Source organism: Sphingomonas sp. 320_CC (genome assembly GCF_059691795.1).
In genome coordinates this window covers 384,843-396,981 of sequence record NZ_JCAWAE010000001.1, presented here as the reverse complement: position 1 = coordinate 396,981, position 12,139 = coordinate 384,843, and the positions used below count along the sequence as shown (strand labels likewise).

Below are 12,139 nucleotides of genomic sequence, written 5' to 3'. Positions count from 1 at the left end.
ACGGGTTTGCGGCGGGCGGCACGTGCGGATACCAAGCGGGCAAACATTCGGAGGATGCGTGATGGATACGACCAACCTATTCCGGCTCGACGGCCGCGTCGCGCTGATCACCGGCGGCAGCCGCGGGATCGGCAAGATGATCGCTGCCGGCTTCATCGCGCAGGGGGCCAAGGTGTATATCTCGTCGCGCAAGGCCGACGTGTGCGAAGCGGCGGCGGCGGAACTCGGGCCGAACTGCATCGCGTTGCCGCAGGACGTGTCGACGGTGGCGGGGTGCAAGGCGCTCGCCGCGCAGTTCGCCGAGCATGAGTCGAAGCTCGATATCCTCGTGAACAACGCGGGCGCGGCGTGGGGCGTGCCGTTCGAGGAGTTTTCCGAGGTCGGCTGGGACAAGGTCATGGACCTGAACGTGAAGTCGCCGTTCTTCCTGACGCAGGCGCTGCATGCAGCGCTGAAGGCGTCGGGCTCGCGCGAGAAGCCAGCGAAGGTGATCAACATCACGTCGATCGACGGGCAGCGGCTGAACCCGTGGGAGACGTACAGCTATCATGCGTCGAAGTCGGCGCTGATCTACCTGACGAAGCGGATGGCGGCGCGGCTGGTGACGGATTCTATCAACGTGACCTCGATCGCGCCGGGGGCGTTTGCGAGCGACATGAACAAGGCGGCGCGCGATCACGGCGATGCGGTGGCGCAGGGGATACCGGCGAAGCGGGTCGGGGTGGACGAAGATATGGCCGGCGCGGCGATCTATCTCGCCAGCCGCGCGGGGGATTATGTGATCGGCGAGACGATCACGGTGGACGGCGGGCTGGTGCATGCGTCGCTAGGCACAAGCATCGACGCCTGAGTTAATTCCCTCGCCCCTTCGGGGAGAGGGAGGGAGCAGCCGCTTGGCTGCGGAAGGGAGAGGGGCGTTGGGATGAACCGTCCCGAGCCTCAAGCCCCTCTCCCTTCCCACGGCAAGTGCCGCGGGCCCCTTCCCTCTCCCCGTAGGGGCGAGGGAAATTAGCGCGCGATGCCGCCAGCCGCGAGCACCGCCAACGTTACGAGTTCGCTAGCCGTCGACGTCATCGGCGCAACCTGAACCGGCTTCTCCATCCCGATCAGCATCGGCCCGATAACCGAGTCCCCACCCAATTCCCGCAACAACTTCGCCGAGATATGCGCCGACTGGAGCCCCGGCATGATGAGCACGTTCGCCGGCCCCGACAACCGCGCAAACGGATAGTTCGCCAACTGCTTCGGGTTCAGCGCAACATCCGGCGCCATCTCGCCCTCATACTCGAACCCGACCTTCCGCCCGTCGAGCACCGTCACCGCATCGCGGATGTTGTCGAGCCACTCCCCCTTCGGATTGCCGAAGTTCGAATAGCTCAGGAACGCCACGCGGGGCTCATGCCCCATCCGCCGGGCAACCGCCGCGGTCTGTTCGGCGAAGTCGGCCAATTGCTCGGCAGTCGGACGCTCGTTGACCGTGGTGTCGGCAATGAACACCGTGTGGCTCTGCCCGACCAGCAGGTGGATGCCGAACGGGGTCTTCCCCGCGGCCGGATCGATCACGCGATAAATCTGGCGCATCGTCTCGCCGTAGGTGCGCGTGATGCCGGTAATCAGCGCGTCGCCTTCGCCGAGTTGGAGCAGCAACGCGCCGAAGATGTTGCGGTCCTGGTTGACCATCCGCTCGCAATCGCGGCGCAGGTAGCCGCGACGCTGGAGCCGCGAATACAGGAAGTCGACCATCCGCGGCACGAGCGGCGAGACGCGGCTGTTGTGGAGTTCGAAGCTCTCGGGGTCGGTGACGCCGAGCGCGCGCAACCGGTCGGGCACGTCGTCGCGGCCGACCAGGACGGGCGTGCCGTAGCCGCCTTCCTTGAACGCGATGGCGGCGCGGAGGACGACTTCCTCCTCGCCCTCCGCGAAGATCACGCGCTTGGGATGCGCGCGGGCGCCTTCGTACGCCATCGACAGGACCGAGGTGGTCGGGTTGAGGCGGGCACGGAGCGAATGCCGATACGCTTCGATGTCGAGGATCGGCTTGGTCGCAACGCCCGAGGCCATCGCCGCCTTGGCGACCGCGACGGGGACGACTTCCATCAGCCGCGGATCGAACGGCGCGGGAATGATGTACGCCGGGCCGAAGCTGTGGCTGACCCCGTATGCGGCCGCGACTTCTTCGGGGACGCGTTCGCGCGCGAGTTCGGCGATCGCGTTGGCGGCGGCGATCTTCATCGCGTCGTTGATGCCGGTCGCGCGGACGTCCAATGCGCCGCGGAAGATGAACGGGAAGCCGAGCACGTTGTTGACCTGGTTCGGATAATCCGACCGGCCGGTCGCGACGATCGCATCGGGGCGCGCGGCCATCGCCAGTTCGGGGCGGATTTCGGGCTCGGGGTTGGCCATCGCGAAGATGATCGGTGCAGGCGCCATGTCCTTGACCATCTCCGGCGTCAGCGAGCCCGCCGCGGAGAGCCCCAGGAACACGTCGGCGCCAACCAAGGCCTCGGTCAGCGTGCGCGTTTCGGTCACCGCGGCATGCGCGGACTTCCACTGGTCGACGCCCTCGCGGCCCTGGTAGATCACGCCCTTGCGATCACAGAGGATGACGTTGTCGCCGCGCACGCCCATCGCCTTCACGAGCTCGGTGCAGGCGATCGCCGCGGCGCCGGCGCCGTTGACGACGATCTTGACCTCGGAGAGTTTCCGCCCGGTCAGCAGGCACGCGTTGATCAGGCCGGCGGCGGTGATGATCGCAGTACCGTGCTGGTCGTCATGGAAGACGGGGATGTTCATCCGCTCGCGCAGGGCCTGCTCGATGATGAAGCATTCGGGCGCCTTGATATCCTCGAGGTTGATCCCGCCGAAGGTCGGCTCCATCAGCTCGACCGCGTCGATGAAGCGGTTCACGTCCTCGGTCTTCAGCTCGATGTCGATCGCGTCGACGTCGGCGAAGCGCTTGAAGAGGACGGCCTTGCCTTCCATCACCGGCTTGCTGGCGAGCGGCCCGAGATTGCCCATGCCGAGGATCGCCGTGCCGTTCGAGATCACCGCGACGAGGTTACCCTTAGCGGTATAGTCGTAGACGGTCGCGGGGTCATCGTAGATCGCCTGCACCGGCACCGCGACGCCGGGCGAATAGGCGAGCGCGAGATCGCGCTGCGTCGCCATCGGCTTCGACGCGATGATCTCGATCTTCCCCGGGCGACCTTCCGAATGGAAGAGCAAGGCTTCGCGTTCGGAGAATTGGAGCGTTTCGTCGGACATGGGCGGGCCTCGCGCGGTCGTTAGGTTTGGAGGACCTTCTAGGCAGGTGGTCGCCGTTCGTCACCCCGGACACTTCGCCCATGCCGGTACCGTCGCGAAAACTGCACCACCCCGGCGGAGGCCGGGGCCCAGTTGGGGGACGGACTAAGCGAAGGGTGGTCCGTCGTTACTCCGACCTTTCCAACTGGGCCCCGGCCTCCGCCGGGGTGGTGATGCCAGTGCGGGGTGGTGCCTTCAACGGCCTTCTCCCCCGCGGGGAGAAGGTGGCGCGAATGCGCCGGATGAGGGGCGGTTGGGGCCAGCGCCAGAGCCTCACGCCCCCTCACCCTCCCACGCTTCGCGCGGGCCCCTCCCTCTCCCCGAGGGGAGAGGGGTTTTATGGGGCGCGGCTTTTCGCTACCCGCCCCTGATGTCGCACCCCGCCCCTACCCCCATGATGACGCAGTATCTCGGCCTGAAGGCGGAGGCGCAGGATTGCCTGTTGTTCTACCGGATGGGCGATTTCTTCGAATTGTTCATGGACGACGCGCGGATCGCGGCGGGGGTGCTCGACATCGCGCTGACCGCGCGTGGGGAACATGAGGGCAAGCCGATCCCGATGTGCGGCGTGCCCGTGCATGCGGCGACGGTGTATCTGCAACGGCTGATCAAGGCCGGCCACCGGGTTGCGATCGCCGAGCAGGTCGAGAGCCCGGCGGAAGCCAAGGCCCGCGGTGGATCGAAGGCGCTCGTCGCCCGCGCGATCGTCCGCGTGGTGACGGCGGGGACGCTGACCGAGGAGGCTTTGCTCGACGCGCGCTCGGACAATTGGTGCGTGGCGATCGGCGAGGCGGGCGGGTTGGTGGCGATCGCCGCCGCAGACGTGTCGACCGGGCGCTTCGAGATCGTCGAGGTTGCGGGTGATGCGGTCGAGGCGGAACTCGCGCGGCTCGGTGCGGCCGAAGTTGTTGCATCGGAGGCGAGCGCGTTCGAGGAGGCAGCGACGACGCTGCGCCCCAAGACCGACTTCGACAGCGGCGCGGGCGAGGCTCGGTTGAAGCGGCTGTACGGCGTGGCGACGCTCGACGGGTTCGGGCAGTTCGGTCGCGCGGGGCTCGCCGCAGCCGGAGGACTGGTCGCATATCTGGAGCATAATGCGAAGGGCACGATGCCCTTCCTCCGCCCCCCGCGGATCGGCCGAGCGGCAGAGACGATGGCGATCGACGCCGCCACCCGCGAGAGCCTGGAGCTGACCTGCACCACCGGCGGCGTGCGTAAGGGCAGTCTGCTCGACGCGGTCGACCGGACCGTGACCGGCGCCGGCGCGCGGTTGCTCGGCGCGGACCTCGGCGCGCCGTTGATGGACAAGGCGGCGATCGACGCGCGGCTCGATCTGGTGCGACTGTTCCACGACGACCAAGCGGCGCGCGAGCGGTTGCGCTCGACGTTGCGGGCCTTGCCGGACATCGGCCGCGCGCTCGGGCGACTGGCGGCAGGGCGCGGCGGCCCGCGCGATCTGGGGCAGTTGCGCGACGGGCTCGACGGCGCCTGGAGCCTAGGCGAGCGGATGGATGCGATTGTCGATCCGCCGGTGCTGCTCCGAGACATCGCGCCAAGATTACGCGGGCACGGCGCGCTGATCGACCTGCTCAAGCGCGCGCTGGTGCCGTCGCCACCGATCGAGGCATCGGACGGCGGCTATATCGCGGCCGGCTATGACGCCGCGCTCGACGACCTGCGCGATGCAGGCGCTGGTGGGCGGCGGGCGATCGCCGCGCTGGAGGCGGAGTTCCGTACCGCGACCGGAGTCACCGCGTTGAAGATCCGCCACAACGGCGTGCTCGGCTACCATGTCGAGGTGCCCGCGCGGGCGGCTGATCCGCTGATGAAGTCAGAGAGCGGCTTCACGCATCGCCAGACGCTCGCGGGCGTGGTGCGATTCAATACGCCTGCGCTGCACGATGTCGCGGCGAAGGTGTCGCAAGCCGGCGCGCATGCACTCGCGGCGGAAGCGGCGCATCTGGAAGAACTCACTGCGCAAGCCCTCGCCGGGCGTGACGCGATCGCGGCAACCGCCGATGCGCTCGCGCGGCTCGACGTCGCCGCCGGGCTGGCGGAGCGCGCGGCGGAAGGCGCCTGGGCGCGGCCGTCGCTCGTGGATCACGCGTGCTTCGAGATCGAGGGCGGCCGGCATCCGGTGGTCGAGGCGGCGGTGGCCAAGTCGGGCGACCGGTTCGTCGCCAACGACTGCAATCTGTCGGAAAATTCGCGATTGTGGCTCGTCACCGGCCCGAACATGGGCGGTAAATCCACCTTCCTCCGCCAGAACGCGCTGATCGCCGTCCTCGCGCAGGCCGGGTCGTACGTGCCCGCGACCAAGGCCACCCTGGGCCTGGTCGACCGCCTGTTCAGCCGCGTCGGTGCGTCGGACAACCTCGCCCGCGGCCGCTCCACCTTCATGGTCGAGATGGTCGAGACCGCGGCGATCCTCGCGCAGGCGACGCCTCGGTCGTTCGTGATCCTCGACGAGGTCGGGCGCGGCACCTCGACCTATGACGGCCTCGCGATCGCCTGGGCGGTGGTCGAGGCGATCCACGAGGACAACCGCTGCCGCTGCCTGTTCGCGACGCACTATCACGAGCTGACGCGGTTGGCGGAGCGCTGCGAGGCGCTGTCGCTGCACCACGTCCGCGCGCGCGAGTGGAAGGGCGAGCTGGTGCTGCTTCACGAACTCGCCGACGGGCCGGCGGATCGGAGCTACGGGCTGGCGGTCGCGCGGCTGGCGGGAATGTCGCCGGTGACGGTGGCGCGCGCGAAAGCGGTGCTGGCGAAGCTCGAGGCCGGGCGCGCGAAGACGGGCGGATTGGCGGCAGGGCTGGACGACCTGCCGTTGTTTGCGGCGGCGGCTCAGGTCGAGGAGGCTGCTTGCGATGTGTTGCGCGAGGATCTGGCGAAACTGGATATCGATGCGATGAGCCCGCGGGATGCGCTGGAGGCGCTGTACCGGTTGAAGGCGTTGGCCAACGAGGGCTGACCGCTTCCACCGTCATGCCGGGCCCTTCGGCTTCGCTCAGGAGAGCCTCGTTCCGGCATCCACTGTTCCGCATGGTCGAGAGAATTGGGTACGTGGGACGGTGGGCCCCGGCCTCCGCCGGGGTGATGGGTGACGGAGTGACGGAGTGACGGAGCGGGTAAGCTGCTCCCCTCCCTGGAAGGGAGGGGTTGGGGGTGGGTCGGGTTCCGCATGTCCCTGCGGTCGCGGCAAAAACGGGCCGACCCACCCCCTGCCCCTCCCTTCCAGGGAGGGGGGACCGTTGCGTGATTGGCGACGTGCGAGAATGTCTCTCGCGTCCTAGTATCTCACGATACGTCGATGCTAGGCGGCGGCCGGATTTAGCGGAGCGCGGGCTTTGGGCGGACATCATCACGGGCATGACCATTCGCATGGTCACTCACACTCCCATGGCGGGGGCCACTCGCACGGGGGCCACAGCCACGCCCCGGCCTCGTTCGACCGCGCCTTCGCGATCGGCATCGGCCTCAACATCGTGTTCGTCGTCGTCGAGGCGATCGTCGGCCTGCGGATCGACTCGGTCGCGCTGCTCGCCGACGCGGGCCACAATCTGTGCGACGTGCTCGGTCTCGTCGTCGCCTGGGGCGGCACGATGCTTGCGCGCACCGCACCGACCAAGCGCTACACCTACGGGCTGAAGGGCTCGACGATCCTCGCCGCGCTGGCCAACGCCTTGCTGCTGCTGGTCGCGCTCGGCGCGATCGTGCTGGAGGCGTCGCAGCGCTTCTCCGATCCCGCCCCGACCGCCGGCCTCACCGTGTCGATGGTCGCGGGCATCGGCATCGCCGTCAACGCGTTCACCGCCTGGATGTTCGCGCGTGGCCGCAAGGGCGACGTCAACATCCGCGGCGCGTACCTCCACATGGCTGCCGACGCGCTCGTCTCCGCGGGCGTGGTGATCGCCGGCTTTGTGATCTGGCGCACCGGCCTCACCTGGATCGACCCGGCGGTCAGCATCGTGATCGCCGTCCTGATCTTCTGGCAGACCTGGGGCCTGCTCCGCGAGACCGTCGAGATGTCGCTGTCCGCCGTCCCCCGCGGAATCGAGTTCGACCATGTCGACGAGGCGCTGTGCGGCCTGCCCGGCGTGAGCGAGATCCACGATCTCCACATCTGGCCGATGAGTACCACCGAACCCGTCCTCACCGCGCACCTCGTGATGCCCGCCGGCCACCCCGGCGACCAATTCCTCAGCGACGCCCGGACGATGCTCCACGACAAATTCGGCATCGGCCACGCCACGTTGCAGGTCGAGACGGGCCACGGCCACGACTGCTCGATGGCGGATAAGGCTACTGTTTGAACTGGCGTCTGAACTTGGCCGTTTGAACTTTTCCGGTGCGGCACGGGTTACCGTGTCACGCATCAGGAGATTATCCCATGAAGAAGCATCTTATCGCAGCGTTGATGTCGGTCGCCGTTGCCGCGCCGGCGATGCTGCCGACCGCCGCGACTGCACAGCGTTACGACGATCGTCGCGACAACAATGACCGTCGCGATCGTGACGATCGTCGGTACGACAACGACCGCCGCGGCAACGACCGCAACTGGCGTGGCGACGACCGTAACTGGGATCCGTCGAACAGCTATCGTGACGGCAAGTATCGCGAGCGCCGCCTCAGCCGCAACGACCGGATTTATCGTGGTCGCGACGGCCGCGCCTATTGCAAGCGCAACGACGGCACGACCGGCCTCGTGATCGGCGCACTCGGCGGCGGCGCGCTGGCCAACCTGATCGGTGGCGGCACGCTCGGTACGCTGGCGGGTGCTGGTGGCGGCGCCTTGCTCGGCCGCTCGGTCGACCGCGGCAACGTGAAGTGCCGCTGAGCTTCAGCCGAAGCTAGCGAAAAAGGAAGCGGCGGCCGAGCGATCGGCCGCCGTTTTCGTATCTATAGCATGCCGTAGAGCAAAGTGCCGTTCAGCCCGATGATCACCGCGGCGATCACCCAGGCGAGGATCTTAAGCCAGGCCGGGCTGACCAGGTCTCCCATGATCGTGCGGTCGCCGGTGAACTTTACCAGCGGCACCACCGCGAACGGGAGCTGGAGGCTCAGCACGACCTGGCTCAGCACCAGCAGCTTGGTCGCCCCCGCATCGCCTGACGCGCCGACCACGAACACCGCGGGCACGATCGCGAGCAGCCGCGTCACCAGCCGCCGCGCCCAGACCGGCATGCGCAGGTTGAGGAACCCCTCCATCACGATCTGACCCGCGAGCGTGCCCGTCACCGTAGAGTTCTGTCCCGACGCCAGCAACGCGACCGCGAACAACACGCTCGCTGCACCCATGCCGAGCATCGGGGCTAGCAGCTGGTATGCCTGGTCGATCTCGGCAACGTCGGTCCGGCCGGCAACGTGGAAGGTCGCCGCCGCAAGGATCAGGATCGCCGCGTTGATGAAGAACGCCAGCCCCAGCGCGACCGTGCCGTCGATCGTCGCCATCGTGATCGCGTCGCGCTTGCCCGCCGTGTCCTTGGCGAAGGCGCGGGTCTGGACGATCGACGAGTGGAGGTACAGGTTATGCGGCATCACGGTCGCGCCGAGGATGCCGATCGCGATGTAGAGCATCGCCGGGTTGGTGACGATCTGCGTTGTCGGGACGAGCCCGCCAAGCACGCCCGCCCATTCGGGTCGCGCCAGGAACAGCTCGAAGATGAAGCAGCCCGCGATGATCACGAGCAAGGCGACGACGAACGCCTCCAGCTTGCGGAAGCCGAAGCGTTGCAGCGCGAGGATCAGGAACACGTCGAGCGCGGTGAGGACGACGCCGTAAACGAGCGGCAGACCGAACAGCAGCTTGAGCGCGATCGCGGTGCCTAGCACTTCGGCGAGGTCGCAGGCGATGATCGCAATTTCGCACAGGAACCAGAGCGCGACCGAGACCGGCTTCGAATAATGCGCGCGGCAGGCCTGGGCGAGATCGAGCCCGGCGACGATGCCGAGGCGCGCGGAGAGCGCTTGCAACACCATCGCCATCAGGTTCGACAGCAGCACGACCGACAGCAACGTGTAGCCGAATGCCGAGCCGCCGGCGATGTCGGTCGCCCAGTTGCCGGGGTCCATATAGCCGACCGCGACGAGATAGCCCGGCCCCACGAATGCGAACAACCGCCGCCAGAACGACGCGCCTTCGGGGACGACGACGGTGCGGTGGCTCTCGGCGAGCGAGTTGGCGAAGCCGGACGCGGGGAGATTGGGGGCTGACATCGGGGGGTGCTTTGCCGGAACGAGGGAGAGGGGACAAGGCGTGGCTGGCGAGTCGGGCGACAATGCGTTCACCTCCGTCCCGTCACTCCAGGGATAACTGGGGTATTCCGGTTGGCGGGTGTAGCCATTCGAATGGAGAGATCTCAGCTGTCGCCGAGCCGACGTGTGCGGGTGTACGTGAGCAATATATGGGAAGCGTCTCCCCTCCCTGAAAGGGAGGGGCTGGGGGTGGGTAGGCCCGCTCGAGCCACCACCGTCCAAACATGCGGAAACCGACCCACCCCCGCCCCCTCCCTTCCAGGGAGGGGAGCAAGGAGGTCAGATGACCTTCATGTCCGCCTGATAATGATGCCAAGCGAAGATCGCCGCAGCTCCACGGTGCGGGCGCCAAGCCTTCGCCACCTCTCGCGTCAGTTTCTCGCTTGGCCGCGTTTCATGGCCCAGGATACGCCCCACCTCGATCTGGATCGCGAGGTCGCCTGCCGGCCAGATGTCCGTCCGCCCTTCCGCGAACAGCAGGTAGATTTCCGCCGACCAGCGACCGATCCCCTTCACGCGGACCAGCGCGGCGATCGCCTCCTCGTCGTCCTCGGGCAGGTTGGTCAGATCGAGCCGGCCGCTTGTCACCTCGTCGGCGAGGCTGCGTGCATAGCCGAGCTTCTGGCGCGATAGTCCGGCGCTCTTCAGCAACTCGTCGCTGGCGGCGGCGATCTTCGCCGGGTCGCCCGCGCCACCGACCACCGCGTCGAGCTTGTTCCAGACCGCTGCGGCCGAGGCGACGCTCACCTGTTGCCCGACGATCGTCCGCAGCAACGTCGCGAAGCCGCGCTCGCTGATCCGGGGTGCGGGGTGGCCGGCATTGCCGACCGCGACCGCGAACGCCGGCTCGATTTCGCACAATGCCGCCATCGCGGTTTCGAGTTGCTCTGCGCTCAGGCCCATGATGCTTGATCCCTGGCTCGCGCAACGGCATGAACGCACGAAGATTTTTCGGAGAATGACATGCCCAAGCTTATCGTCGTGACACGCGAAGGGGAAGAACGCGAGATCATCGGCGAGGCGGGCCTATCGGTAATGGAAGTCATCCGCGACGCTGGGATCGACGAGATCCTGGCGCTGTGCGGCGGCTGCTGCTCGTGCGCCACCTGCCACATCCATGTCGACCCGGACTTTGCGGCCAAACTGAAACCGATGACCGAGGATGAGAACGACCTGCTCGATTCGACGAGTGACCGTGACGAGTTCTCACGCCTGTCGTGCCAGATCGAACTGACCGACGGCTTGGATGGCCTGAAGGTAAAGATCGCAGCGGAGGACTGATTCCCCCTGTCCCTCGCCCCTCCGGGGAGAGGGAGGGAGGAGCCGTAGGCGACGGAAAGGAGAGGGGCGTTGGGATGAACCGTCCCGAGCCTCACGCCCCTCTCCCTTCCCACCGCAAGGGCGCCGGGCCCCTTCCCTCTCCCCGTAGGGGCGAGGGAGTTCAGGTCACCGTGTCGTTATCGCATACAGCGCGATCGCCGCGGCGTTCGAGACGTTCAGGCTCTCCACCTTCTCCGAGATCGGCAATTTCGCCAGCTCGTCGCAATGCTGCTCGGTATTTTGCCGCATACCCTCGCCTTCGGCGCCGAGCACGATCGCGATCCGCTGCGTGCCCATCGCTTCCGACAGCGTCTGCGTCGCGTGGCCCGTAAGCCCGATCCGCCAGAACCCCGCCGCCGCAATCTCTTCCAGAGCGCGCGCCAGGTTCACCACCCGGATCCAAGGCACCGACTCAAGTGCACCCGACGCAGCGCGCGCGATCGTGCCCGACTCCGGCGGCGCATTCCGATCAGGCGTAATGATCCCCAGCGCATCGAACGCCGCCGCCGAGCGCAGGATCGCGCCGACATTGTGCGGATCGGTCACCCCGTCGAGGATCACCAGCGGACGATTGTCGTCCTTGCCATGCTCGAGCAGGTCGGCGAGCCACATGTCCTCGAGCGGCTCGACCTCGATCACCACGCCCTGGTGCGGCGCATCGCCCGGCACCAGCCGCGCCAGATCCATCGCCTCGGCATAGGTCACCGGCACGTCGGCGGGCAGGTCGAACCCGGCCAGCGCCTCGCGCGTGCCGAGGATTTTGCGCACCGTGCGCTCCGGATTGGCGAGCGCCGCGCCCACCGCGTGCTTGCCCCAGAAGCGGGGGCGGCCTGCCGGTGCCTTGCTCGGCCTGTGTCCCTTGCGTGCCATATTCGCTCTCTATCGTGTCTGTGTATGCCGCGTCCTTGTCGGCATTCCGCTCCCGCGGCAACTATGAACCACGAAACTTCGCAAAACCCGCGTTGACAGGCGGGGCGCGCTTCGCCATTGAGCCGCCTCGCTTGAAAGAGCGGCGCTTGCAAAAGCGGCCTGGACAGGTGGCCGAGTGGTTAAAGGCAGCAGACTGTAAATCTGCCGGAGTTTCTCCTACGTAGGTTCGAACCCTACCCTGTCCACCACCGCCCCGCGCGGTGATGGATCATCCAAAATTCAAAGCATTGATCGACAAGCTTCTTTTCCGTCACGGGAAGGAAGTCCGCGTGACATCGGCTCGCGGGAGGCTAGGATCGCCGCGACCGTAACGATTTCGGAAACCGCG

At 67.3% G+C, this 12,139-nt stretch carries 9 protein-coding genes and 1 tRNA gene; 6 read left to right on the top strand and 4 right to left on the bottom strand.

The window, feature by feature from the left end; translation table 11 throughout:
- Positions 1–61: 61 nt before the first annotated feature.
- Positions 62–850: an SDR family NAD(P)-dependent oxidoreductase gene (locus AC59GX_RS01820; protein WP_056484752.1), complete on the top strand. Its 789-nt coding sequence runs from the start codon at positions 62–64 to the stop codon at positions 848–850.
- A 158-nt stretch (positions 851–1,008) separates the two neighbouring features.
- Here AC59GX_RS01820 and AC59GX_RS01815 read toward each other — a convergent pair whose 3' ends face one another.
- Positions 1,009–3,264, bottom strand: a complete 2,256-nt coding sequence (locus AC59GX_RS01815; protein WP_192975106.1) for an NADP-dependent malic enzyme — start codon at positions 3,262–3,264, stop codon at positions 1,009–1,011.
- A gap of 433 nt (positions 3,265–3,697) precedes the next feature.
- Between AC59GX_RS01815 and mutS the strand changes: the two genes are divergently transcribed.
- From mutS to AC59GX_RS01800, 3 genes are all read left to right on the top strand, one after another.
- The gene (mutS, locus tag AC59GX_RS01810) at positions 3,698–6,277 is read left to right on the top strand and encodes a DNA mismatch repair protein MutS (RefSeq protein ID WP_426282912.1); all 2,580 of its coding nucleotides are present in this window, start codon (positions 3,698–3,700) and stop codon (positions 6,275–6,277) included.
- Between the two features lie 376 nt (positions 6,278–6,653).
- Positions 6,654–7,619 carry a cation diffusion facilitator family transporter gene (locus tag AC59GX_RS01805; RefSeq protein ID WP_426282557.1) on the top strand — a complete coding sequence of 322 codons (966 nt, stop codon included), beginning with the start codon at positions 6,654–6,656 and terminating at the stop codon, positions 7,617–7,619.
- A gap of 77 nt (positions 7,620–7,696) precedes the next feature.
- The gene (locus AC59GX_RS01800) at positions 7,697–8,143 is read left to right on the top strand and encodes a hypothetical protein (protein ID WP_093398655.1); all 447 of its coding nucleotides are present in this window, start codon (positions 7,697–7,699) and stop codon (positions 8,141–8,143) included.
- 62 nt (positions 8,144–8,205) lie between these two features.
- On the opposite strand, the gene AC59GX_RS01795 is transcribed toward AC59GX_RS01800, so the two are convergent.
- Positions 8,206–9,522, bottom strand: coding sequence for an Nramp family divalent metal transporter (locus AC59GX_RS01795; protein ID WP_426282558.1), 1,317 nt, complete (start codon positions 9,520–9,522; stop codon positions 8,206–8,208).
- A 318-nt stretch (positions 9,523–9,840) separates the two neighbouring features.
- Complete coding sequence (locus AC59GX_RS01790; RefSeq protein ID WP_497300676.1) at positions 9,841–10,464, bottom strand: DNA-3-methyladenine glycosylase family protein; 624 nt, start codon at positions 10,462–10,464, stop codon at positions 9,841–9,843.
- 60 nt (positions 10,465–10,524) lie between these two features.
- On the opposite strand from AC59GX_RS01790, the gene AC59GX_RS01785 reads away from it, so the two are divergent.
- Positions 10,525–10,842 carry a 2Fe-2S iron-sulfur cluster-binding family protein gene (locus AC59GX_RS01785; protein WP_426282560.1) on the top strand — a complete coding sequence of 106 codons (318 nt, stop codon included), beginning with the start codon at positions 10,525–10,527 and terminating at the stop codon, positions 10,840–10,842.
- A 165-nt stretch (positions 10,843–11,007) separates the two neighbouring features.
- On the opposite strand, the gene rlmB is transcribed toward AC59GX_RS01785, so the two are convergent.
- Positions 11,008–11,751 carry a 23S rRNA (guanosine(2251)-2'-O)-methyltransferase RlmB gene (gene rlmB / locus AC59GX_RS01780; protein WP_056055070.1) on the bottom strand — a complete coding sequence of 248 codons (744 nt, stop codon included), beginning with the start codon at positions 11,749–11,751 and terminating at the stop codon, positions 11,008–11,010.
- A 161-nt stretch (positions 11,752–11,912) separates the two neighbouring features.
- Here rlmB and AC59GX_RS01775 point away from each other — a divergent pair.
- Positions 11,913–11,999 (top strand) — tRNA-Tyr (locus tag AC59GX_RS01775).
- Positions 12,000–12,139 lie beyond the last annotated feature (140 nt).